This is a genomic window from Bradyrhizobium sp. CCGB12 (assembly GCF_024199845.1).
GTDB lineage: Bacteria > Pseudomonadota > Alphaproteobacteria > Rhizobiales > Xanthobacteraceae > Bradyrhizobium.
Genome location: NZ_JANADO010000001.1, coordinates 6,578,548 through 6,602,047 on the forward strand (window position 1 = coordinate 6,578,548; position 23,500 = coordinate 6,602,047).

Sequence of the window (23,500 nt, forward strand, 5' to 3'; positions counted from 1 at the left end):
GCGTCCCGTTCGGACCCTTTGGAGGTCCCGCCCTTTCTGTCGCTTTCAGTCCCTCGAGCCTTGACCCGGCGCTTACTGCGTCGGGCCGGCCGCGGAGGCGAAAGTGCTGGTGCCGCCGCTCGCATATTTCTTCTTCGCCGTCTCGACCCAGGAGGCGAACTCCTGGTCGTCGACCACGCGGATCGCGATCGGCATGAAGGCATGATCCTTGCCGCACAGTTCCGAACACTGGCCGTAATACATGCCGGTCTTGGTGGCCTTGAACCAGGTCTCGTTCAGCCGGCCCGGAATGGCGTCGATCTTGACGCCGAAAGCCGGCATCGCGAAGGCGTGGATGACATCGGCGCCGGTAACCTGAACGCGAATCACCTTGTTGACCGGCACGACCATCTCATTGTCGACGCCGAGCAGGCGGGGCTGCTTGTCCTGGGCCATCAGCGAGTCGAACTCGAACTTGCCGTTGTCGGGATAGGCATAGGACCAATACCACTGCTTGCCCGTCGCCTTGATGGTGATATCCGCCTTCGGAATGTCGAGCTCGAGGAACAGCAGGCGGAACGACGGCACCGAGATGCCGACCAGGATCAGCACCGGAACGAGCGTCCAGGCCACCTCGATCAGCGTGTTGTGGGTGGTCCGCGACGGCACCGGATTGGCCCTCGCATTGAACTTGACGACCACGATCACGAGCAGCGCCAGGACGAACAGCGTGATCAGGGTGATCAGCACGAACAGGAAGTTGTGGAACCAGACGATGTTGTCCATCACCGGCGAGCCGGATTGCTGGAGCGTCCACTCCCACGGCGCCGGTTGCCCGAGCTCGGCGAATGCCACACCGCCCGTCGCCAGCGTCAGACCCGCCACGGCCAATCCCAGCAACTGCCGGCCCATCCGGCCCATCGACATCCTCATGCCGTTCGCGCTCCCCTTACGAAGTCACCCCACGTGCGCTCCCCTGTTTCCGGGAAACGCTTATTCGATCCGCCCGTCTGACAAACCGCCGCGCAAGAATACCTCTAAGAGGAATTGGGGCCAGATCGCTAGAACGCCGAAATCAAGCCTCTCAAACCATAATTCTTGATCTATCGCAATGCAGTCTTGGGCCTCATCTGTCTGACGTCACCCGCAAGATATTTCCTAGTAACATCAAACAAAAATACCGTTCCCCGGCATGCTGCGGCTTGACAGCGGAATTGCCCGCGGTAGGCACTGGCAGTCAGCCGCGCAGGAACCTGATTCGTGCCGGCGATGGTGGCGCGCGGCGGCGCGGAATTTGCTTGGGAATCGCCTTCAAGACGCCGTCATTCCCGTATGAGTCCGCCAGGCGCGAGCAATCCAGGCGAGCAGAGGGACCGACCCGATGGGGCTTTCGAGATGCATGGCAAGGCAGGCCGGCGGCTTCACGATGCTGGCCATCCTGCTGGCGGCGGTCGCCTTCCTGGCCCTGCCCGGCCTTGCCCATGCGCAGGGCGCGGTGCGCTCCGTCCATGGCGACTGGCAGATCCGCTGTGACACCCCGCCGGGCGCCCAGACCGAGCAATGCGCCCTGATCCAGAGCGTGGTGGCCGAAGACCGCTCCAATGCCGGCCTTACCGTGATCGTGCTCAAGACCGCCGACCAGAAGAGCCGCCTGATGCGGGTGGTCGCTCCGCTCGGCGTGCTCTTGCCGTCCGGCCTCGGGCTCAAGCTCGATAACCAGGACGTCGGCCGCGCCGGTTTTGTCCGCTGCCTGCCTAACGGCTGCGTGGCGGAAGTGGTCATGGACGACAAGCTGCTCGGCCAGCTCCGCAGCGCCAAGACGGCGACCTTCATCATCTTCGAGACGCCGGAAGAAGGCATCGGCTTCCCGCTCAGCCTGAACGGGCTCGGCGAGGGCTACGACAAGCTGCCGTAGGGCGGCTGAACAACCGCGGCAGCGATCCTATTGTTTCCGTAATGTGAGGCTTGGCGCCCTCGCGGAACCGGTCCGAAACCATTATCTTGCCCCACATCCCCGGCTAATGGACGGACGCATGACCAACCCTGCCACAACCTCCCTGCTCGACCGTGCCAATCTCGATCGCGACCAGGTTCGCAACGAGGTCGCGCGCGGGCTCGCCGGTGCCGACGACGGCGAATTGTTCCTGGAATACAGCCAGACCGAAGCGCTGATGTTCGACAATGGGCGGCTGAAGCAGGCGACCTATGACACCTCGCAGGGCTTTGGCCTGCGCGCCGTCAAGGACGATGCGGTCGGCTATGCGCATTCCTCCGACGTCTCGTTGCCGGCGCTGATTCGCGCCGCGGATGCCGTCGCGGCGGTACGCGGAGGCTATTCCGGCAGCTTTGCCGCGCCGCCCCCGCGCACCAATGTGCGGCTCTATGGCGACGACAATCCGTTGGATGCGCCGGGCTTCGAGACCAAGGTCAAGCTGCTCGCCGAGATCGACGCCTACTTGCGCGACAGGGATCCGCGGGTGCGGCAGGTCAGCGTCAGCCTGGGTGCGACCTGGCAGGTGGTCGAGATCCTGCGGCCCGACGGCGAGAGCTATCGCGACATCCGCCCGCTCGTGCGCGTCAATATCTCCGTCGTCGCCGGCCAGGGCGACCGCCAGGAGAGCGGCAGCAAGGGCTATGGCGGCCGCGCCGGCTATGCCGAATTCATCGAGAGCAGGTCCTGGCGCGAAGCCGCCGACGGCGCGCTGCGCGAGGCGCTCGTCAATCTGGAGTCGATTCCGGCTCCGGCCGGCGAGATGGACGTGGTGTTAGGGGCCGGCTGGCCCGGCGTGATGCTGCATGAAGCGGTCGGCCATGGCCTCGAAGGCGACTTCAACCGCAAGAAGACCTCCGCATTCGCGGGCCTGATGGGCCAACAGGTCGCGGCCAAAGGCGTCACCGTGGTCGACGACGGCACCATCGCCTCACGCCGTGGCTCGCTCTCGATCGACGACGAGGGCACGCCGACCAACCGCACCGTGCTGATCGAGGACGGCATCCTGGTCGGCTACATGCAGGATCGTCAGAACGCGCGCCTGATGAACATGAAGCCGACCGGCAACGGCCGCCGCCAGGGCTATGCGCATGTGCCGATGCCGCGCATGACCAACACCTACATGCTCGCGGGCGACCGCGATCCGGCCGAGATCCTCGCTTCCGTGAAGAACGGCGTCTTCGCCGCGAATTTCGGCGGCGGCCAGGTCGACATCACCTCGGGCAAATACGTGTTCCAATGCACCGAGGCCTACAAGATCGAGAACGGCAAGCTGGGCGCGCCCTTGAAGGGCGCCATGCTGATCGGCAACGGCCCGACCGATTTGCATCGCATCCGCATGATCGGCAACGACCTCGCGCTCGACACCGGCATCGGCACCTGCGGCAAGAACGGCCAGGGCGTGCCTGTCGGCGTCGGTCAGCCGTCGCTTTTGATGGAGCGCATTACAGTGGGTGGAACGGGCGCATGAGCGTGGAAGAAAAGGCAACGGTCACCACCAAGCGGAAGAGCAGCGGCTGGGGCGGGCAGCTGATGCAGCTCGCCGGCATCGTCGCCGCCGTGTTCATTGCCAAGGGCGCACTCGCCGAACCGTTCTACGTGCCGTCGGGCTCGATGGAGCCGACGCTCCTGATCGGCGATGCGCTGCTCGCCTCGAAATTCCCCTATGGCTACGGCACCTCGTCGCTGCCGATCCAGATCAACCTCCCGGAGACCGGCCGCGTCTTCGCGGAGACGCCGAAGCTCGGCGACGTCGTCGTGTTCCGCTGGCCCGGTGATCGCTCGCAGGCCTGGGTCAAGCGCGTCGTGGGTCTGCCCGGCGACCGCATCCAGATGCGGCAGGGCCAGCTCTTCATCAATGACCGCCCCGCCGAGCTCAAGCCCGACGGCGTCGGCGCTGCCGAGGACGACAATGGCGGCAGCGAGCCCGCCTATCGCTATGTCGAGACGCTGCCGAATGGCGTCTCGCACCTGATCTTCAAGATGCGCGAGAACGGCCCGCTCGACAACACGCCGGAAGTGACGGTGCCGCCTGGCCATCTCTTCGTGCTTGGCGACAACCGCGACAACTCCGCCGATAGCCGCGTGCCGCTGCGCTCCGGCGGTGTGGGCCTGTTGCCGATCGACAATCTGGTCGGCCGCGCGGATGCCGTGCTCGGCTCCTGGGATCTCGGTATCCGCGGCCAACCGGTGTGGACCTGGCTGTCCGGCTTCAGGCTGGCGCGGTTCTTCACCGCCGTGCATTGAACCGATCCCCGAGGTCTTGATCAAATGACCTTCGACGACGTCAGAAAATTTGCCCTGACGTGGCCGGAGGTCGAGGACGGCACCTCCTACGGCACGCCCGCACTGAAAGTGCGCAAGAAGATGCTGACGCGCCTCAAGGAAGACGGCGACAGCATGGTGATGCCCGATGTCCCGATCGACGAGCGCGCGATGCTGGTCGAGAGCCAGCCCAAGATCTTCTATTTCACCGATCATTACGCCGACTATCCGATCGTGCTGATCCGGCTGTCCAAAGCGAAACGCGCAATCGTCGAGCCTCTTCTGCGGCGGCGCTGGCGCGGCCTCGCTTCGAAGGCGGCACGTGCGGCGTTCGACGCCAGCCTGTAGGTCACGGCCGCGATGGATCGCGATCGCTTCCTCGCACTTGCGCTCAAGAATCCGGTCAATGTTGCGATCATCGAGCAGCTCCATCGTCTGGCGCTGCCGGATGCGTGGCTGGTAGCGGGGTGCCTGGTGCAGACGGTGTGGAACGTGATCACCAGGCGCGCGATCGACCATGGCATTTCCGACTATGACATTTTCTATTTCGATCCTGATACATCATGGGAGGCGGAGGACGCGGTGATCCGGGACGTGCATGCGCGGCTCGCGCATCTCGGCGCCAATGTCGAGATCCGCAACCAGGCGCGCGTGCATCTGTGGTACCCCGACAAGCATGGCCTGCCCTATCCGCCGTTGATGCGCTCGACCGACGGCATCGACCGCTTCCTCACAGAGAATACGCAAATCGGGGTGAGACGCGCGGGCGAGGGTTTCGACATCTACGCACCGCACGGCTTCGACGACGTCGCGCGATTGATCGTGCGGCCGAATCGGGAGCTGAATTTTTCCGTCGCCAATTACGAAGCGAAGGCCGCGCGATGGAAGGCACTGTGGCCGGAGCTTACGGTGGTTGCGGCGGAGTGAGGTGCCGCTCCATCCTCCTCGTCATTGCGAGCGCATCGAAGCAATCCAGGCTGGTTCCGCGGAGGGATTCCGGATTGCTTCGCTAAGCTCGCAATGATGGCGGCGCCTACCGCACCACGCCCGACGTAAATCCCGCTTTCCGCCGCGGCGGCTTGATTTCCTTCTTCAGAAAGCAGCGCGCCTCCCGGCCGGTATAGCCGGGACGGGCATAGGTGAAAGCGCGGCATTTGTTGTCGGCGGTGCACGCGGCCTTGCAGGCCTCTTCGCCTTCGCCGACCTTGAGCTCGAAATTGCGCAGGTCCCCGCCCGGGCGATCGATCGACGATTCCACGCCCTCGATGCGCGGCTCGATCACGCCGGCGCCGCGCACACCAGAGATGCAGCAACTGCCCGGCACCCGCGCCGGCACCGTGTTCTTGAGCCAGCACACGGCCGAGCCGCCTTCGACATCGGGATAGTTGAAGCTCCAGGAACGGCAGCGGCGGTCACGCTCGCAGAGCAGCGCACAATCCTCGGGATCGCCTGACGCGACCGGCGTATTGAAATAATCGCCGCCCGGACGATCGAACGCCGTCTGGGCCTGCGTCGGCACGCTCGCAAGCGCGAGCGAAAGCAGCGCGGCGCATGCCACGACGCTTGCGATGACGCCCCCGGACAGGCGGCCCTTCCCCATTGGAACAGCTTTCGAGTTATTGACGACGCTCAGGTTTTTTCAGCCGATCATTTGATCGCCGCAAACCTGTACGGGCGATGAACGGCTCAATGCCCGGTCGTTAGCCCATGGGACTAGAAAGCGTATTCCGCGTAGGCCGGTTCCACCGAACCCTTCCAGGGACCATTAAACTTGTCCAGCATCTCCTCGGCCGGCGTCCGGCCGGAATCGATGATGCGATCGAGCGGCTCCAGATGCCGGGTCTCGTCGCGGCCGAGCTGGTCGATCCGGCCGCGCCGGCGCAGGCCGGCATGTGCCAGAACGAGGCATTCCTTGGCGATCTCGAAGAGATAGCGATCCTTGATCCGCGACTTGAAGCCGAAGCGCGGCACGTCGTCGCGCAGGGCCTGACGTTCATGCGCGCTCCAGTGCTTGACGATCTCCCATGCGGCGTCGAGCGAAACATCGTCATAGAGCAGCCCGACCCAGAACGCCGATAGCGCCGGCAACCGGCCCCAGGGGCCACCGTCGGAGCCGCGCATCTCGAGATAGCGCTTGAGTCGGACCTCCGGGAAGATCGTGGAGAGATGGTTGGCCCAGTCCGACAGCGTCGGCCGCTCGCCGGGAAGGTTGTTGTTGCGGCCGTCGAAGAAGGCGCGGAACGAGGAACCCGACACGTCGATATAATGCTCGCCGCGCTTGACGAAATACATGGGCACGTCGAGCGCATAGTCGACATAGCGCTCGAACCCCATGCCGTCCTCGAACGCCCACGGCATCATGCCCGAACGCGCATTGTCGGTGTCGCGCCAGATCTCGGAGCGGAAGGAGAGAAAGCCGTTCGACTTGCCCTCGGTGAACGGCGAATTGGCGAATAGAGCGGTCGCGACCGGCTGGAGTGCGAGCGAAACGCGCAGCTTCTTGACCATGTCGGCTTCCGAGGAGAAGTCGAGATTGGTCTGTACCGTGCAGGTCCGATACATCATGTCGAGGCCGTATTGACCGACCTTCGGCATGTAATTGGTCATGATCTTGTAGCGGCCCTTGGGCATCACCGGGATGTCCGCGCGCGACCAGGACGGCGTCATGCCGAGCCCGAGGAAGCCGATGCCGAGCGGGGTTGCGATCTCGCGCACCTGCGCTAGGTGCGCCATCAACTCGCTCTGGGTCTGGTGCACGTTCTCGACCGGCGCGCCGGAGAGTTCGAACTGTCCGCCGGGCTCGAGCGAGATCGCACCGCCGCCGGTGACGTCGTAGAGGCCGATGATGTTGCCCTGCTCCATGATCGGCTCCCAGCCCAGCAGGAGCTTCATGCCCTCGAGCAACGCGCCGATGCCGCGCACACCCTCGTACGGCACCGGACGGTGGCCTTCGAGCGTGAACGGCGTCTTCTCGTGCTCGGTGCCCATGCGGAATTCGGACGGGTCCTTGCAGCCGGCCTCGAACCACGCGACGAGTTCGTCGCGCGATTGCAGTGGCGTCATATCGATCTGGTCTCGCGCCATATCAAACTCTAATCAAAAGCGCTTCGACCGAACGCGCGTGGGTGACGGGGAAGGTCCGCGAACCCGCCGGGCGCGCGGACGTGCTGGTTTGCCGCGCGATCATCGCGACGGTGTGCTTTCGTTGACGTTGGCGACGGGCGGCAATTTCATCTCGCCGCACGAACAGCCCAACCGATCGAGCAGAGCGCTGAGCTTGACGGCGTCGGCATCCGACAGTTTCGAACCGACATATTTCTCGATTGCGGCGGAATAGGCGCCCCACATCCGCTTCTGCAACTCGCGGCCGGCTTCCGTGATCTCGACGAACTGGCCACGCTTGTCGATCTTGCATTCGCGCCGCGAGGCGAGGCCTTCGTCGACCAGACGGTCGATCAGGCGCGAGGTCGAGTATTGCGGGATCAGCATCTGGCGTTCGAGCTCCACCGGCCGCAGCTCGCCCGAGGGGGCGCGGGACAGTTCGAGCAGCGCGTCATACCAGGCGAGCGGCGGGAAGCCGGCCTTCTTCAGGTCCTGCTCGACGCAATCGAGCACGCGGCTCTGCACCCGCATCAGGCGGATCCAGGCGGAAGTTGCCTCGGTCGATGGTTTGCGTTTCATGGTCCCGCTCAAGCTCGTCGCCCGTCTCTTACCTCATTTGATGCAGCTGCATCAATCTTGACTATTTCAAGCAGATGCATGTAGTCGTTCTTTCGCACGAGCCAAGCGTCAAGAGGAGGAAATTCCATGAAACTGTACTATTCGCCCGGTGCCTGCTCGCTGTCCCCCCACATCGCGCTCCTGGAAGCCGGCCTGCCCTATGAGCTGGTCAAGGTCGATATCCGGGCCAAGAAGCTCGAAAATGGTGAGGATTATCTGAAGCTGAACCCCAAGGGCCAGGTCCCTGCGCTGGGCCTCGACAGTGGTGAGATCGTGACCGAAGGTCCCGTGATTGTCCAGATGATCGCCGATCAGGCATCAAGCAAGGCGCTGGCCCCGGCCCACGGCAGTTCCGAGCGCTACAAGCTGCTCGAATGGCTCAACTTCCTCACCTCGGAGGTGCACAAGAGCTTCGGCCCGCTGTTCGCGCCGGCGCTGAACGACGAGGCCAAGGCCTTCTTTAGGGACCGCGTGATGGGCAAGCTGAAATACATCGACAGCCAGCTCGCCGGCCGGGACTATCTCATGGGCAAGCAGTTCACGGTCGCCGACGGTTATCTCTTCACGATGTTGACCTGGGGCGACCGGATGAAGTTCGACCTCTCGGCGATGCCGAACCTTGCCGCCTACAAGGCCCGCGTCGCGGCGCGGCCCCAGGTGCAGGAAGCGCTGAAGAAGGAAGGGCTGGCCCAGGCGAAGTAAACGCTCGCATGCTGCAACAGGCGAAAGGCCGGATCGACGATCCGGCCTTTTTCATGCTGAACCATTCGATCGGCGACGCCGTCGAAGGAACAGCCCCCGGAGACAGTTGCCTCATGAACATGATCGTCCTCATGACCGCCGCCGCCGGCGCGCCGCTCGCGATGCTTGGCTTGTCGACACCGGCCGCGCCGCAGCGCGATTGCATCTTCATGATCCATCCACAGATCACCTCGACCGTGTTCGAGAGCAAGGAAGGGAAGATCGTCTTTCCGGACCGCCCGACCGAATATCCGTGCAGCTACGCCAAAGGGAAGAGCGGAACGGACATCGCCTTCACCAACCAGAAAGGCTGGCGCTTCGAGGTCCGCATCGGCCGCGGCGACGAAGGCACCTGGAAAGCCAGTCTCGCCGACGATGCGGTGTCGGGCCGCGCGTTCTCGCCGTTCGGCAACGGCAAATAAAAAGGCCGGATCGATGATCCGGCCTCTTTTATTTCTTCGTAGCCCGGATGGAGCAAAGCGCAATCCGGGGGCTCTCGCGAGCTGAAAGACTTTCCCGGATTGCGCTGCGCTTCATCCGGGCTACGAGCTACGAGCGCGCCTTAAGCCGCCGCCTTCTTCGGCGCGAAGCGGCCGTAGAAGGTCTCGCCCTTGGCGGCCATCTCTTCGAGCAGCTTCGGCGGCGTGAAGCGCGAGCCGTACTTTGCCTCCAGCTTGTGGCAGAGCTCGACGAACGTCTTCGTGCCCATGAAGTCGATGTAGGACAGCGTGCCGCCGGTGAACGGCGCGAAGCCGAAGCCGAGGATCGAGCCGACATCCGCCTCGCGCGGATCGGTGATGACATGGTCCTCCACCGTGCGCGCGGCTTCCACCGCCTGCACCACCAGGAAGCGCTGCTTCAGCTCCTCGACGTCGAGCGTATCAGGATCGAGCTGCTTCGGCTGGAGCGCGGAGAGACCCGGCCACAGGCTCTTCTGGCCCTTGCCCTTCTCAGGATAGTCGTAGAAGCCCTTGCTGTTCTTGCGGCCCAGGCGACCCTGGTTCTCGACCATTTCCACCATCAGCTTCTTCTGATCGGGATTGATGGCGTTGGGGCCGAGATCGGCTTCGGTCGCCTTCATGATCTTGAGGCCGAGGTCGAGCGCGACTTCGTCCGAGAGCGAGAGCGGGCCGACAGGCATGCCGGCCATCTTGGCGCAGTTCTCGATCATCGCCGGCGGCACGCCTTCGAGGAACATCTCGTTGCCTTCGGCGACGTAGCGGCCGACGCAGCGGTTGGCGAAGAAGCCGCGGGAGTCGTTGACCACGATCGGCGTCTTGCCGATCTGCCGGACGTAATCGAGTGCGGTCGCCAACGCGAGATCGCCGGTGTTCTTGCCGAGGATGATCTCGACCAGCATCATCTTCTCGACCGGCGAGAAGAAGTGGATGCCGACGAACTTGCCCTGGTCCTTGAAGCTCTCGGCCAGCGAGGTGATCGGCAGCGTCGAGGTGTTGGAGGCGAAGATCACGTCGGGCTTGAGATATTGCTGCGCCTTGGCGAAGGTCTCCGCCTTGACCTTGCGGTCCTCGAACACGGCCTCGATGACGAGGTCGACGTCTCTCAGCGCGGAATAGTCCGCGGTCGGCGTGATGCGCGCGAGCAGGGCTTCGGCATCACCAGGCTTGGCGCGGCCCTTCTTGATCTGCTCCTCGATCACCTTCTGCGCATGCGCCTTGCCCTTGTCGGCGCTTTCTTGGTCGCGATCGATCAGGACGACGTCGAGGCCGGCGCGGGCGGAGACGTAGCCGACGCTGGCGCCCATGAAGCCGGCGCCGATCACGGCGATCTTCTTCACCTTGGTCGGGGCTACGTCCTTCGGACGGCGCGCGCCCTTGTTGAGCTCCTGCATCGACAGGAACAGGCTGCGGATCATCGCAGCCGCTTCCTTCGAGCGCAGCACCGAGGTGAAGTAGCGCGACTCGACACGCAGCGCGGCGTCGATCGGCAGCTGCAGGCCTTCATAGACACAGCTCATGATCGCGCGCGCGGCCGGGTAGTTGTCGTAGGTCTCGCGGCGATAGATCGCGTTGCCGGCGGGGAACATCATCATGCCGGCCTTGGAGAACACCGGGCCGCCGGGGAGCTTGAAACCCTTCTCGTCCCAGGGCGCGACCGCCTTACCGCCGCCCTTGATCCAATCCTTCGCGGCCTTGACGAGGTCGGCGGCGGGAACGATGGCGTGGATCAGGTTCAGCGCCTTGGCCTTCTCCACCGTAACAGGATCACCCTTGAGCAGGATCGTCATGGCGTCCTGCGGCGGCACCAGGCGTGGCACGCGCTGCGTGCCGCCGGCGCCGGGGAACAGGCCGACCTTGACCTCGGGCAGACCGAGGCGGGTCTTGGGGTTCTCGGCTGCGACGCGATAGTGGCAGCACAGCGTGATCTCGAAACCGCCGCCGAGCGCGAGGCCGTTGATCGCAGCCGCCCACGGCTTGCCCGAGGTTTCGATCGAGCGCAGCACCTGCGAGAAGCGGCGGCTCTGGTCGAACAGCATCTGGTTGGCGGCGGTCTCGCCCTGCTCTTTGAGAACCTTCGCGTAAGCCTGGTTCATGCCTTCGAGCATGGAGAGGTCGGCACCGGCGCAGAACGCCTCTTTCGCGGAGGTGATGACGACGCCCTTCACCGCGGCGTCAGCCGTGGTCGCCTTGACGATCGCGTCGAGCTCGCTGGTCGAGGTTTCGTCGAGCACGTTCATCGAACGGCCCGGGATGTCCCACGTGACGAGCGCGATGCCGTCGGAATCGGTCTCAACCTTGAAGTTCTTGTACGACATGTTGGTTGCTCCTCGGTGCCGCAGCCGATCGCAGGCGCGGCGGTTGATGGTGATCTCGTAGGGTGGGCAAAGGCGCTCTTGCGCCGTGCCCACCATCACTCGCGGAGATATCAGTGGTGGGCACGTTTCGCTTTGCCCACCCTACGGCAGCTCGTTACACCCGCTCGATGATGGTCGCGGTGCCCATGCCGCCGCCGATGCACAGCGTGACCAGGGCGGTGGACTTGTTGGTGCGCTCGAGCTCATCGAGCACGGTGCCGAGGATCATCGCGCCGGTCGCACCGAGCGGATGGCCGAGCGCGATGGCGCCGCCGTTGACGTTGATCTTGGCGTTGTCGATGTCGAAGGCCTGGATGTAGCGCAGCACGACCGAGGCGAAGGCCTCGTTGAGCTCGAACAGGTCGATGTCCGACTTCTTCATGCCGGAACGTGCGAACAGCTTTTCGGTGACGTCGACCGGACCGGTCAGCATCATCGCCGGCTCCGAGCCGACATTGGCAAACGCACGGATTTTTGCGCGCGGCTTCAGGCCATACTTCGCGCCCGCTTCCTTGCTGCCGAGCAGCACGGCACCGGCGCCGTCGACGATGCCGGAGGAGTTGCCGGCGTGGTGCACGTAATTGACGCGCTCGATCTCGGGGTGCGACTGCACGGCGACGCCGTCGAAACCGCCCATCTGCGCCATCATCGTGAACGACGGCTGCAACTGCGCCAGCGACTGCATCGTCGTCGTGGGACGCATGTGCTCGTCCTTGGCGAGGATGGTGAGGCCGTTGATGTCCTTCACCGGCACGACCGACTTGTTGAAGCGGCCTTCGTCCCAGGCCTTGCCGGCGCGTTGCTGGCTCTGCACCGCATAAGCATCGACGTCGTCGCGGGAGAAGCCGTATTTGGTCGCGATCAGATCGGCCGACACGCCCTGCGGCATGAAATAGGCCGGCACCGCCATCGAAGGATCCATCGGCCAGGCTCCGCCGGAGGCGCCGATACCGACGCGGCTCATCGATTCGGCGCCGCCGCCGATGACGAGCTCATGCTGGCCGCTCATCACCTGAGCTGCGGCAAAGTTCACGGCATCGAGGCCGGAGGCGCAGAAGCGGCTGATCTGCACGCCGGGCACGGCTTCGCCGAGACCGGCCTTCAGCGCGGCAAAGCGCGCGATGTCGGAGCCGGCTTCACCGACCGGATCGACCACGCCGAGCACGACGTCGTCGACGGAATCCTCAGGCAAGTTATTGCGATCCTTCAGCGCCTTCAACGGCACGGTCGCGAGCGCGAGCGCCGTGACTTCGTGCAGCGCGCCGTCCGCCTTGCCGCGGCCGCGCGGGGTGCGAACGTGGTCGTAGATGAATGCCTCAGGCATGACGCCCTCCTGATGTGATGTTCAGATACGATTGGGAGCCGGCAGCGGAAGCAGGCTCAGAACGCTTCCGCCGGCAGTTCCATGATGGTGGCGCAGCCGGCCTGGATGCGCGCGAGATTGGCCGCGGTCTCCGGCAGCATCCGCTCCATGAAGAAGCGGCCGGTGACGAGCTTGGTCGAGAGATAGGGCGTCGCCCCGCTCTCGGCAATCTTGGCATTGGTCACCTTCGCCATCTTCGCCCACATGTAGCCGAGCGCGACGAAGCCGAAGAGATGCAGGTAATCGGTTGCGGCAGCGCCCGCATTGTCGGGCTTTGCCATCGCATTCTGCATCAGCCACGTCGTGGCCTGCTGGAGATGGCCAAGCGACGCCGAGAGCGGGGCGATGAAGGGCTTGAGCGCCTCGTCGCCGCCGTTCTCCTTGGCAAAGGCCATGACCTCGCCGAAGAAGGCCATGATGGCCCGGCCGCCGTCGCGCGGCAGCTTGCGGCCGACGAGGTCGAGCGCCTGGATGCCGTTGGCACCTTCATAGATCATGGCGATGCGGGCATCGCGCACGAACTGTTCCATGCCCTGCTCGGCGATGTAGCCGTGACCGCCATACATCTGCTGCGCCTGCACCGCATTGGCGAAGCCGTAATCGGTGAGAAAACCCTTCAGCACCGGCGTCATCAGGCCCATGTGGTCGTCGGCGGCCTGGCGATCCTTCGGGTCTTCGGAGCGATGGGCGACATCGCTCTTCAGCGCGGTCCACATCACGAAGGCGCGCGCGGCTTCATTGAAGGCGCGGATCGAGAGCAGCGTGCGGCGCACGTCGGGATGCACGATGATGGGGTCAGCTTGCTTGTCCGGCGCCTTGGCGCCGGTGAGCGCGCGGCCCTGGATGCGCTCGCGGGCATAGGCGACGGCGTTCTGATAGGCGACTTCGGACTGCGCGAGACCTTGCACGGCGACGCCGAGCCTGGCCTCGTTCATCATCACGAACATGCCCTGCATGCCCTTGTTCTCTTCGCCGATCAGCCAGCCGGTGGCGTTGTCGTAGTTCATCACGCAGGTGGAATTGCCGTGGATGCCCATCTTGTGCTCGATCGAGCCGCAGACGACGCCGTTGCGCGCGCCCACCGAACTGTCGGCATTGACCAGGAACTTCGGCACCACGAACAGCGAGACGCCCTTGATGCCGGCGGGCGCACCCTCGATGCGCGCGAGCACGAGGTGGATGATGTTGGGGGCGAGGTCATGCTCGCCGGCCGAGATGAAGATCTTGGTGCCCGTGATCTTGAAGCTGCCGTCGGCCTGACGCACCGCCTTGGTGCGGAGCATGCCGAGGTCGGTGCCGCAATGCGGCTCGGTCAGGTTCATGGTGCCGGTCCATTCGCCGGCCACCATCTTCGGCACGTAGGTCTGCTTCTGCTCCGGCGTGCCGTGCACCAGCAGCGCCGCGGTCGCGCCCATGGTGAGGCCGCCATACATCGAGAACGCCATGTTGGCGGAGATCTGGAATTCGTTGACCGCCTGGCTCAGCGTCACCGGCAGGCCCTGGCCGCCGAACTCGGTCGGTGCCGACAGACCGAGCCAACCGCCCTCTGCCACTTGCTTGAAGGCGTCCTTGAAACCCTTCGGCGTGGTGACGCTGCCGTCCTCAGTGCGCTTGCAGCCTTCGAGATCGCCCACACGATTGAGCGGCTGCAGCACCTCTTCGGCGAGCTTGGCGGCTTCGCCAAGGATCGCTTCGCGCACGTCGCTCGAGGCATCGGAGAAGCCCGCCAGATTGTCGTAACGGTCGATCTGGAAGACGTCGTTGAGCAGGAAGTTCACGTCTTCGACGGGGGCTTTATAGATCGGCATGGCGTTCTCCCGGCATGGGGCTTGAAGGGTGATGTTGGGGTTATGATTGTGCGGCTGCAAGCTGCTCCGCCATCAAGCGGTGCAGCATGTTGATCGCCTTGAGCGGCCGCACCATCACCTTGAAATGCGTGATGCGTCCCTCGCCGTCGAAGCTGATGATGTCGACGCCGTTGATCTCGATGCCGTCGATGACGTTCTTGAATTCGAGCACAGCCCCGTTGTCGCTGCGCCATTCACCGACATAGCTGAAGCCAGGACCGCCGAGCACCTTCTCGGCGCTGGAGAGGTACTTGAAGGTGATGTCGCGCCCGCGCTGCGGCGTGTGGACGACGGGACTTTCGAACACGGCATCGGGGTGCAGGAGGTCCCAGAGCGCGGCGCCGTCGTGAGACTTCATGTAGGCGTACCAGGAATCGAGGCCGGTCATTCTCAGGTCCCTCCCAGGGCAAGGGCAAAGAGTGCGAAAACAACCCCATGCACAGTAGCGAGAAGGTTGATTCCGCTGGATTTTTCAGTCGGGTCTTGGACCCGCTTGCAAGCCGCCTCATATGCACATTGACGCATATGCGCCGATGCGCATAAAGTCAAGCAGGTTGGATGTGAGACAGGAGGGCCGGTCATGGCGCTGGGCGACGCAATCCTCGCATGCCTGACGGAACGTCCGATGACGGGCTACGAGCTCGCCAAGACGTTCGATTCCTCGATCGGCTTCTTCTGGAAGGCCGACCACCAGCAGATCTACCGCGAGCTCTCCAGGCTGCGCGACCGCGGCTACATCCAGGGTCGCGAGGTCGTGCAATCAGGCAAGCCCAACAAGCTGGTTTATACGCTCACCCCCGAGGGCAGAACAGCGCTGCGGCACTGGGCCGCGCGGCCAAGCACGCCAGCCTCGACCAAGGACGACCTCCTGGTTCGCCTTCATGCACTGGACAGCATCGACATCGAGCCGCTGCGCACCGACCTGATGGCCCGCCTGGAGCACCATCGCGACCGCCACGCCAATTACGAGCGCATCCTGAAGAAGCGTTTTCCGGACGGCACCGCGGAAGGCCGGCTCGATCTCGGTAACCTCCTCCTGCTCCGCCTCGGCGCCCGGCACGAGCAGATGGTGGCCGACTTCTGCGAGGAGACCCTGGCGGCACTGTCGGCGATGAGCGGCAAGGCCACGGTGGTGCCGCTGGAGGATGGCAAGCGCGAGGGCAAGGGGTAGATGACAATCGGTGGTGCTGGTCACCTCTCCCGCTTGCGGGAGAGGTCGGCGCGAAGCGCCGGGTGAGGGCTTTGTCCTCTAGGAGATTGTTTCTTTGCGGAAGCACCCTCTCCCCAACCCTCCCCCGCACGCGGGGGAGGGAGCGCACCTGTTCCGGGGCTGGCATGCCCGCCCAACTTTAAGACACCGGCGGCGCGTTCCTTAACCCGTTATTTACCGTAACAGGAAAAAGTCGGTTTTCGAGGCAGACGACCCGCGCCAAATTCGGTTGTGATTGCAACCGGCACGCGTGGGGAGGCTGGAGGTGCCGGGTGGGGCGCCGAAGTCGGAACCGGACAGAGTCATGAATTCGCGCGTATCGTGGAGTGTTGACGGCATCGATCCATCCGTCCGGGAGCGGGCCGAAGCTGCTGCGCGCAGAGCCGGCATGTCGCTCAACGATTGGCTGAACTCCACGCTCGGCGAGACCGCTCAGCCGAACTTTCGCGCGCCTTACGACCAGCGTCCGCACCACATGCCGCAAGCACCGAGCCAGGAAAGCCGAGAAGTTGCGGACATCCATCAGCGGCTCGACGCGATCACTCAGCAGATCGAACGGATTTCAAAGCCCGCGCAGCGTCAGGACGCTTCGCGACAGGACGTCTCGCGCGAGCAGGGCGTCGCGCGTCAGCTGAACGATGCGATCTCGCGGCTCGATGCACGACTGTCGCAAATCTCGAAACCGCAGCAGCCTCAGGCGCCGCGGCCGGCATCGTCACCGGTCGAGGCGCGCCAGCGCCAGGCCGATGCGGTCGAGCGCGCGGCCGCCCAGGTCTATCGCAGCTCACCACCCCTGAGCCCAGCTTCGTTCGACGTCGCGGTCGCCGAGATCACCGCGCGACAGAGCGAGCTCGACGGCTTTACGCCCAGACAGATGCCGCCGCGCGCCGCGCCGTCGATTGCGCCGATGGCGGCGCCACCCGCCCCCGCCTACGCACCGCCCCCGCCACAGCCGGATTTCTCGTCGCTCGAGCGCCATCTGCTCAAGATCACGAGCCAGATCGAGTCGCTCCAGCGGCCCGACAATACCGAGCAGGCGATCACCGCCTTCCGCAGCGAGCTTGCCGAGATCCGGCACGCCATCACCGAGGCGATGCCGCGGCGCGCGATCGAATTGATCGAGAACGAGATCCGCTCGCTGCATCGTCGTATCGACGAGACCCGATCCAACGGCACCGACGGCCAGGTCCTGTCCGGCATCGAACACGCGCTGTCCGACATCAAGCAGGTGCTGCGCACGTTGACGCCGGCGGAGCAGCTCACCGGCTACGACGAGGCGATCCGCAATCTCGGCGCCAAGCTCGATTTGATCCTGCGCGCCAATGACGATCCCTCGACCGTGCAGCAGCTCGAAGGCGCGATCTCCGCGCTGCGCGCCATCGTCTCCAACGTCGCCTCCAACGAAGCGCTGGCACGTCTCTCCGAAGACGTGCAGCTGCTGTCGTCCAAGGTCGACCAGATCACCCGCGCCTCCGGCCACGGCGACAGTTTTGCGGTGCTGGAGCAGCGCATCGCAGCGCTCACCGCCGCGCTGGAAACGCGCGAGCGGCCTCAGCCGGCCGAGAGCACCGAGCATCTGGAAGCTGCGATCCGCGCGCTGTCGGACCGCTTCGACCGCATGCAGGTCGGCAACGACTCGGCCTCGACCTTCGCGCATCTCGAGCAGCGCGTCTCCTATCTGCTGGAACGGATCGAGGCCGCCGCCGATCCGCGCAACGGCAATTTGAGCCGCGTCGAGGATGGCCTGCACGACATCCTCAGGCACCTGGAGCGCCAGCAGGCGACCTATTCGGCCCTCGCGGAGAGCCGCAGCTCCGCACCGCCGCCGGATTCCGGCATGGTCGATCTCGTCAAGCGCGAGCTCTCCGACATCCGCTTCAGCCAGGCCGAGACCAACCGCAGCACCCAGGATTCGCTCGACGCCGTTCACAGCGCGCTCGGCCACGTCGTCGATCGCCTCTCGATGATCGAGGGCGATCTGCGCGCGGTGCGCACGGCGCCACCGGCCTCGCAGCCGATGCCGATGGCGATGGCGGCTCCGATGGAGCCCGCGCCGATGGCGCGCGAGCCGCGGCCGCAACCGCAGCAGCCGAAATACGACCCGAAGCCTGAGCTGCCCAATCCCGCCGCCGCGCAGGCCGCCTTCGTCGCCGCGCCGCGCGAATTCCACGCCGCCGCCCCCATCGCGCCGCCGCCGGTGCCGGCGGCACCGCAAGCCGCACCACCCTTGCCGCCGCGTGCGATCAGCGAAATCCTGGAGCCGCACACCGCACCCGCGCGCGCAGCGCTGGCGCCGGAATTGCCGCCGGATCATCCGCTCGAGCCGGGCACACGGCCGGGCGGACGCGTCGCCACGCCGTCGGAGCGCATTGCCGCCTCCGAGAGCGCGATCAGCGAGATTCCTGCTGCGCCGAAGGAGCCGGTGTCGTCATCGAGCTTCATCGCGGCCGCGCGCCGCGCAGCCCAGGCCGCCGCCGCACAGCCGCCGGAGAAAGCCGGCCGCGGCGCCAAGGCGGCGAGTCGCGGCAAGGACAAGGCCCAGGACGGCGGTTCGACCATCACCTCGAAGATCCGCTCGCTGCTGGTCGGCGCGAGCGTGGTCGTGATCGTGCTCGGCACCTTCAAGATGGCGATGAACCTGCTCGAAGGCGGCAGCCCGCCGCCGGCGCCGCAGGCGATGGAAAATACCTCGAGCCAGCCCACACCGCTGGCCCCGCCGCCCCCCGTCGAGACCAAGCCCGCCACGCCCGAGCAGGTCACACCGTCGATGACCTCGCCGACGCCGATTGGACGGCAATCCCAGAACAATGCCGCGCCGGCGCCCGCCGCCAATCCGGGCAATTCGGCCTCGGTCGAAATCCCGCCGGCGCCTGCCGCGGCCCCGCCTGTCTCCAGCGACGTCACCGGCGCGCTGTCCGGCACAAGCCGCGCCAAGCTCGGCCTCATCCAGGTGCCGCCGAGCGAGAAGCTGCCTGACGCCATCGGCGGCCCCGCCTTGCGCAGCGCTGCGATGAAGGGCGATGCCACCGCGGCCTACGAGATCGGCCTGCGCTTTGCCGAGGGCAAGGGCGTCGCCACAAACTACGACGAAGCCGTCAAATGGTACGATCGCGCGGCACAGGCCGGCGTGGTGCCCGCGACCTTCCGTCTCGGCACGCTCTACGAAAAGGGCCTTGGCGTGAAGAGGGATGCCGACATCGCCCGCCGCTACTACACGCAGGCTGCCGAGCGCGGCAATGCCAAGGCGATGCATAATCTCGCGGTGCTCGATGCCGATGGCGGTGGCCGCGGCGCCAATTACAAGAGCGCGGCGCAGTGGTTCCGCAAGGCCGCCGACCGCGGCGTCGCCGACAGCCAGTTCAACCTCGGCATCCTCTATGCCCGCGGCATCGGCGTCGAGCAGAACCTGGCCGAATCCTACAAATGGTTCAGCCTCGCAGCCGCTCAAGGCGATGCGGATTCGTCCGGCAAGCGCGACGACGTCGCAAAACGTCTCGACCCGCAATCGCTCGCCGCCGCCAAGCTCGCGATCCAGACTTTCAGCGCCGAGCCGCAGCCCGACGACGCCGTCAATGTCGCAACGCCCGCTGGCGGCTGGGACGGCGCGCCGCAGGCGAGCGCGAAGCCGGCGCCGAAACCGGTCGCGACCAAGAGGTCGGCCTCGGCGGCGCATTGAGAGCAAATAGGTTTAGGTAGACAGAACGAGCCGCGGGCTCAGTGCACCTCTCCCGCTTGCGGGAGAGGTCGGCGCGTCCCGGGCGATGCGAAGCATCGTCCCGCGCGCCGGGTGAGGGTTCTGTCCTCTTGGGGAATCTCACTGCGGAGATACCCTCTCCCCAACCCTCCCCCGCAAGCGGGGGAGGGAGCGCACCGTCGATGTGACAACCACGTGTGCTTTCTCGTGGCGCCTGGTCACGCCCATTCACCACGCTCCAAATTCCCGGTCCCTCCCTGCGGTGAATTCCGCTATTGAGGGACACGGCAATCGATCCGTCTCGCCGGCGCGTGGTTCAATGCAGCTCTACCTTCCGATCGCCGATCTTCCGGTCAACGTCTTCCTGGTGCTGGCGATGGGCGCCGCGGTCGGCTTCGTGTCCGGCATGTTCGGGATCGGCGGCGGCTTCCTGATGACGCCGCTTCTGATCTTCATCGGCATCACGCCGGCGGTCGCGGTCGCCTCCGTCGCGAGCCACATCGCGGCCTCCTCGTTTTCCGGCGCAATTACTTATTGGCGGCGGCGCGCGATCGATCCAGCGCTTGCAAGCGTCCTGCTCTGCGGCGGCGTGACCGGCACGGCGCTGGGGGTTTGGACCTTCACCCAGCTCCGTGCGCTCGGCCAGCTCGATCTGATGATCGCGCTCTCTTACGTCGTGCTGCTCACCACCGTCGGCAGCCTGATGTTCTCCGAAGGCCTGCGCGCCCTGATGCGGACCCGGCGCGGCGCGGTGCCGCCGCGCCGCACCCACAGCTGGATCTACGGGCTGCCGCTGAAGATGCGGTTCAAGCGCTCGAAGATCTACCTGTCGGTGATTCCCGTGGTGGCCGTTGGCATCGTGATCGGCTTCATCGGCGCCATCATGGGCATCGGTGGCGGCTTCATCCTGGTCCCGATCATGATCTATCTGCTGCGGGTGCCGACCTCGACCGTGATCGGCACCTCGATGGTGCTGACCCTGGTCACGATGCTGTTCGCGACCATGCTGCACGCGGTGACCAATCACCTCGTCGACGCCGTGCTGGCGCTGATCCTGATGGTCGGCGGCGTCACCGGCGCGCAATTCGGTGCCCGTGCCGGCCAGAAGATCCGCGGCGAGCAGCTGCGACTGCTGCTGGGCCTGTTGATCCTCTCGGTCGGCGTCCGCTTCGCGATCGAGCTCGTGATCCGCCCGGAAGATCTCTTCACCATCCGTGAGCTGGGAGTGAGCGGATGATGCGCGCGCTGCTCATGGCATGTCTCGTTCTGCTGTTCAGCGGCGCTGCGCGTGCCGAGCGGCTGATCGTGTCGGTCTCCAACCACCGCGTCACGGTGACTCCGAACTATGCCGGCGAGGAGCTGGTGCTGTTCGGCTCGGTCGAGAAGGATGCGTCCACGCCGGCCGACCGCACGAACTACGATCTCGTGGTCACCGTGATGGGGCCGCGCGCCGACATGGTGACGCGGCGCAAGGAACGCACCTTCGGCATCTGGATCAACACCGACTACCGGCAATTCCTGGAGGTGCCGAGCTATCTGGCGCTGTTCGCCAACCGTCCCTTCGACGTCATCACCTCGCCCGAGATCGCGCGGCGACAGCAGATCGGGCTCAACAACGTGCGGCTGACCCAGCGGGTCAGCGGCGACTATGCCGACGTGGTGCCGAACGATGCATTCCGCTCCGCCTTCATCCGCCTGCGCACCGAGCGCGGGCTCTATCGCGAGGATGCGAGCGCGGTGACGTTCCTGACGCCGACGCTGTTCCGCACCGGCATTCCGTTGCCGGGCGAGGTGCCGATCGGGACCTATGAGGTCGAGATCAAGCTGTTTGCGAACGGTGCATTCATCGGCAAGACCGAGACCGCGTTCGAGATCGTCAAGATCGGATTCGAGCAGTTCGTCGCCACCAGCGCGCGCCAGCACGGCCTTCTCTACGGCCTCGCCACGGTGGCGATGGCGCTGATGTCGGGATGGATGGCGTCGATCGTGTTCCGGAAGGATTAGCTGCGTTTGCCGTCATTGCGAGCGCAGCGAAGCAATCCAGACTGCCTCCGCGGAAATTGTCTGGATTGCTTCGTCGCAAGGGCTCCTCGCAATGACGGGTGGCGCAATCACGGCGCCTCGACCACCGTCGGCACGCCCGGCTCCAGCAGGCGCAGCCGTGTGCCGAAACCGAGCACGTCGAAGGTCTTGCGCAGATCCTCGCCGTTCTGGCGGAAATGCGCCCAGCCTTCGGTATGAACCGGCACGATCATCGCGTCGGGGAAGGCGCGCGCGGTCTCGATGGTGTCGTTGGTGTCCATGGTGAGATGGAACGGCCCGCGCGTCTGCGCCGCGCCCGCGAAGGGCAGCACCACGCCGCATTTGAAACGGCGCGCGACTTCGGCGACCCCGTCGAACCAGGTGGTGTCGCCGCTGATATAGACCGGACGCGTGTCCTTCCGGCTCGACGACACCACGAAGCCGATGACGTCGCCCGACAGCGGCTCGATGCCGGCCGGGCCGTGGCGCGCGGGCGTCGCGGTGATCGTCAGCGAATTGCCGTCGCCGTCCCGGAGATGCGCGATGCTCCAGGGCGCGAGGCCCTCGACATGACCGCCGAGGCGCTTCGCGCCCGCCTCGGTCGTCAGCACGCGCTTGACCTTGAAGAGATATTCGCGGCCGGAATTGTCGAGATTGTCGGAGTGCTGGTCGTGGCTGAGCAGCACCGCATCGACCGGGCCGATCGCGTCGGGCTTCACGGCAGGGCCGATCGTCTTCTCCAGCTTCACATGCGGCAGCTGATAGGCGCCGGGCGCATCGAAGGTCGGGTCGGTGAGCAGGCGAAAGCCGTCGATCTCGATCAGTGCGGTGGGGCCGCCGATCAGCGTGATGGAAACGGGCATGGTGAACTCCTGTTAGGAGACGGGCTTTGCAGGGCGCGTCACCAGGTAGATGCCGAGCGCGACCGGAATGATGCCGAGCAGATCGCGGGCCTCGACATGCTCGCCGAGGACGAGGAACGCGAACAGCATGCCGAGCGGCGGCATCAGGAAATGATAGGCGCTGGCGGCGGTGGCGCCACACACTTTCAGGAGATGAAACCAGAGCCAGTAGGCGAGGATCGAGCCGCCGAGCACGAGGAAGGCGAAGGCGCCGATCAGGCCCGGCGTATAGTCGATCGCATGGACATCGGCGAAGGTGAACGCGACCGGCGTCAGCACGATGCCGGCGGCGAGGTTTTGCACGCCGTTGCCGATCCACAAGGACCCCTTGGGCGCGAGCAGCTTGAACAGGATGGTGCCGGCAACGATCGAGGCGAGCGAGGCCAGCGTGAAGACGATGCCGTGCAGGCTGTCGGTGCCGACCGACAGGCGATGCCACACGATCGCGGTCACGCCGATGATTCCGAGCAGGAGGCCGCTCGCCTTGCGCCAGGTCATGCCTTCGCCGAGCAGAAGCGCGGCGAGCGCCGCCGTGAACACCGGATTGGCCGAGACGATCAGGCCGCCGAGGCCGGCGGAGACCGATTGCAGGCCGGTATAGCCGAGCCCGAGATAAAACGCGTTGTTGGCGATGCCGAGCACGGCGAAGATCGCGACATCGCGCCAGGACAGCGACCAGCCATCGCCGCGGATCAGCGTTGCGCCCAAGATCAAAATACCGGCCAGCGAGAAGCGCGCGGCGAGCAGGATCAGCGGCGGACAATGGGTGACGCCGATCTTGCCGGCGACGAAGGCGTAGCTCCAGAGCAGGCAGAACAGGCCGATGGCAAGCGGCAGCGTATTGAAGCGGCTGCGGGGAACCGAAATCGAAGGGGCGAGCGACATGAGGGCATTCTCCTGGAGCCCTCGATCTAGGGAGGCGGCTTGTCATTTGGAAATTAAATGATTAACT

21 protein-coding genes are annotated in these 23,500 nt (G+C 65.2%); 11 read left to right on the forward strand and 10 right to left on the reverse strand.

The genetic code is table 11. The features are described 5' to 3' along the window. Positions 1-72: 72 nt before the first annotated feature. Complete coding sequence (gene coxB, locus NLM27_RS30135; protein WP_254146733.1) at positions 73-912, reverse strand: cytochrome c oxidase subunit II; 840 nt, start codon at positions 910-912, stop codon at positions 73-75. A 448-nt stretch (positions 913-1,360) separates the two neighbouring features. Between coxB and NLM27_RS30140 the strand changes: the two genes are divergently transcribed. The 5 genes from NLM27_RS30140 (at position 1,361) to NLM27_RS30160 (ending at position 5,161) form a co-directional block, all read left to right on the forward strand. Further along, complete coding sequence (locus tag NLM27_RS30140) at positions 1,361-1,894, forward strand: invasion associated locus B family protein (protein ID WP_254146734.1); 534 nt, start codon at positions 1,361-1,363, stop codon at positions 1,892-1,894. A gap of 118 nt (positions 1,895-2,012) precedes the next feature. After that, on the forward strand, positions 2,013-3,440 hold the full coding sequence (gene tldD, locus NLM27_RS30145) for a metalloprotease TldD (protein ID WP_254146735.1): 1,428 nt from the start codon (positions 2,013-2,015) through the stop codon (positions 3,438-3,440). Then, positions 3,437-4,216, forward strand: a complete 780-nt coding sequence (gene lepB, locus NLM27_RS30150; protein WP_254146736.1) for a signal peptidase I — start codon at positions 3,437-3,439, stop codon at positions 4,214-4,216. The genes tldD and lepB overlap by 4 nt, the downstream gene beginning before the upstream one ends. Positions 4,217-4,240: 24 nt before the next feature. After that, entirely contained in the window at positions 4,241-4,582 is a 342-nt protein-coding gene (locus NLM27_RS30155; RefSeq protein ID WP_254146737.1) for an MmcQ/YjbR family DNA-binding protein, read from the forward strand. 12 nt (positions 4,583-4,594) lie between these two features. Further along, entirely contained in the window at positions 4,595-5,161 is a 567-nt protein-coding gene (locus NLM27_RS30160; RefSeq protein ID WP_254146738.1) for a nucleotidyltransferase family protein, read from the forward strand. A gap of 106 nt (positions 5,162-5,267) precedes the next feature. On the opposite strand, the gene NLM27_RS30165 is transcribed toward NLM27_RS30160, so the two are convergent. The 3 genes from NLM27_RS30165 to NLM27_RS30175 form a co-directional block, all read right to left on the reverse strand. Next, a complete protein-coding gene (locus tag NLM27_RS30165; protein ID WP_254146739.1) occupies positions 5,268-5,834 on the reverse strand; it encodes a PAN domain-containing protein in 567 nt (188 codons plus the stop codon). A 113-nt stretch (positions 5,835-5,947) separates the two neighbouring features. Further along, on the reverse strand, positions 5,948-7,318 hold the full coding sequence (locus tag NLM27_RS30170) for a glutamate--cysteine ligase (protein ID WP_254146740.1): 1,371 nt from the start codon (positions 7,316-7,318) through the stop codon (positions 5,948-5,950). A gap of 99 nt (positions 7,319-7,417) precedes the next feature. Next, the gene (locus tag NLM27_RS30175; protein WP_254146741.1) at positions 7,418-7,915 is read right to left on the reverse strand and encodes a MarR family winged helix-turn-helix transcriptional regulator; all 498 of its coding nucleotides are present in this window, start codon (positions 7,913-7,915) and stop codon (positions 7,418-7,420) included. A 126-nt stretch (positions 7,916-8,041) separates the two neighbouring features. Between NLM27_RS30175 and gstA the strand changes: the two genes are divergently transcribed. Beyond that, the gene (gene gstA / locus NLM27_RS30180; RefSeq protein WP_254146742.1) at positions 8,042-8,656 is read left to right on the forward strand and encodes a glutathione transferase GstA; all 615 of its coding nucleotides are present in this window, start codon (positions 8,042-8,044) and stop codon (positions 8,654-8,656) included. A gap of 113 nt (positions 8,657-8,769) precedes the next feature. Further along, on the forward strand, positions 8,770-9,117 hold the full coding sequence (locus NLM27_RS30185) for a hypothetical protein (RefSeq protein ID WP_254146743.1): 348 nt from the start codon (positions 8,770-8,772) through the stop codon (positions 9,115-9,117). Positions 9,118-9,257: 140 nt separating this feature from the next. On the opposite strand, the gene NLM27_RS30190 is transcribed toward NLM27_RS30185, so the two are convergent. The 4 genes from NLM27_RS30190 to NLM27_RS30205 form a co-directional block, all read right to left on the reverse strand. Continuing rightward, the gene (locus tag NLM27_RS30190) at positions 9,258-11,471 is read right to left on the reverse strand and encodes an FAD-dependent oxidoreductase (protein WP_254146744.1); all 2,214 of its coding nucleotides are present in this window, start codon (positions 11,469-11,471) and stop codon (positions 9,258-9,260) included. 154 nt (positions 11,472-11,625) lie between these two features. After that, positions 11,626-12,834, reverse strand: a complete 1,209-nt coding sequence (locus NLM27_RS30195; RefSeq protein WP_254146745.1) for an acetyl-CoA C-acetyltransferase — start codon at positions 12,832-12,834, stop codon at positions 11,626-11,628. Positions 12,835-12,890: 56 nt separating this feature from the next. Beyond that, positions 12,891-14,681: an acyl-CoA dehydrogenase C-terminal domain-containing protein gene (locus NLM27_RS30200; protein WP_254146746.1), complete on the reverse strand. Its 1,791-nt coding sequence runs from the start codon at positions 14,679-14,681 to the stop codon at positions 12,891-12,893. 40 nt (positions 14,682-14,721) lie between these two features. Further along, entirely contained in the window at positions 14,722-15,108 is a 387-nt protein-coding gene (locus NLM27_RS30205; protein WP_254146747.1) for a nuclear transport factor 2 family protein, read from the reverse strand. A gap of 192 nt (positions 15,109-15,300) precedes the next feature. Here NLM27_RS30205 and NLM27_RS30210 point away from each other — a divergent pair, with 192 nt between their 5' ends. The 4 genes from NLM27_RS30210 to NLM27_RS30225 all read left to right on the forward strand — a co-directional run bounded on the left by NLM27_RS30210 (position 15,301) and on the right by NLM27_RS30225 (position 21,628). Then, on the forward strand, positions 15,301-15,891 hold the full coding sequence (locus tag NLM27_RS30210; RefSeq protein WP_254146748.1) for a PadR family transcriptional regulator: 591 nt from the start codon (positions 15,301-15,303) through the stop codon (positions 15,889-15,891). A 343-nt stretch (positions 15,892-16,234) separates the two neighbouring features. Beyond that, positions 16,235-19,606 (forward strand): hypothetical protein, encoded by a 3,372-nt coding sequence (locus NLM27_RS30215; protein WP_254146749.1) that lies wholly within the window; start codon positions 16,235-16,237, stop codon positions 19,604-19,606. Between the two features lie 337 nt (positions 19,607-19,943). After that, positions 19,944-20,861 (forward strand): sulfite exporter TauE/SafE family protein, encoded by a 918-nt coding sequence (locus NLM27_RS30220; protein WP_254146750.1) that lies wholly within the window; start codon positions 19,944-19,946, stop codon positions 20,859-20,861. Next, positions 20,858-21,628, forward strand: coding sequence for a TIGR02186 family protein (locus tag NLM27_RS30225; protein ID WP_375142285.1), 771 nt, complete (start codon positions 20,858-20,860; stop codon positions 21,626-21,628). Before NLM27_RS30220 ends, NLM27_RS30225 begins: the two co-directional genes overlap by 4 nt. Before the next feature lie 107 nt (positions 21,629-21,735). Here NLM27_RS30225 and NLM27_RS30230 read toward each other — a convergent pair whose 3' ends face one another. Together NLM27_RS30230 and NLM27_RS30235 are read right to left on the reverse strand one after the other, a co-directional pair. Further along, positions 21,736-22,509 carry an MBL fold metallo-hydrolase gene (locus tag NLM27_RS30230; protein WP_254146751.1) on the reverse strand — a complete coding sequence of 258 codons (774 nt, stop codon included), beginning with the start codon at positions 22,507-22,509 and terminating at the stop codon, positions 21,736-21,738. Positions 22,510-22,521: 12 nt separating this feature from the next. Beyond that, on the reverse strand, positions 22,522-23,433 hold the full coding sequence (locus NLM27_RS30235) for a DMT family transporter (protein WP_254146752.1): 912 nt from the start codon (positions 23,431-23,433) through the stop codon (positions 22,522-22,524). Between the last annotated feature and the right edge of the window lie 67 nt (positions 23,434-23,500).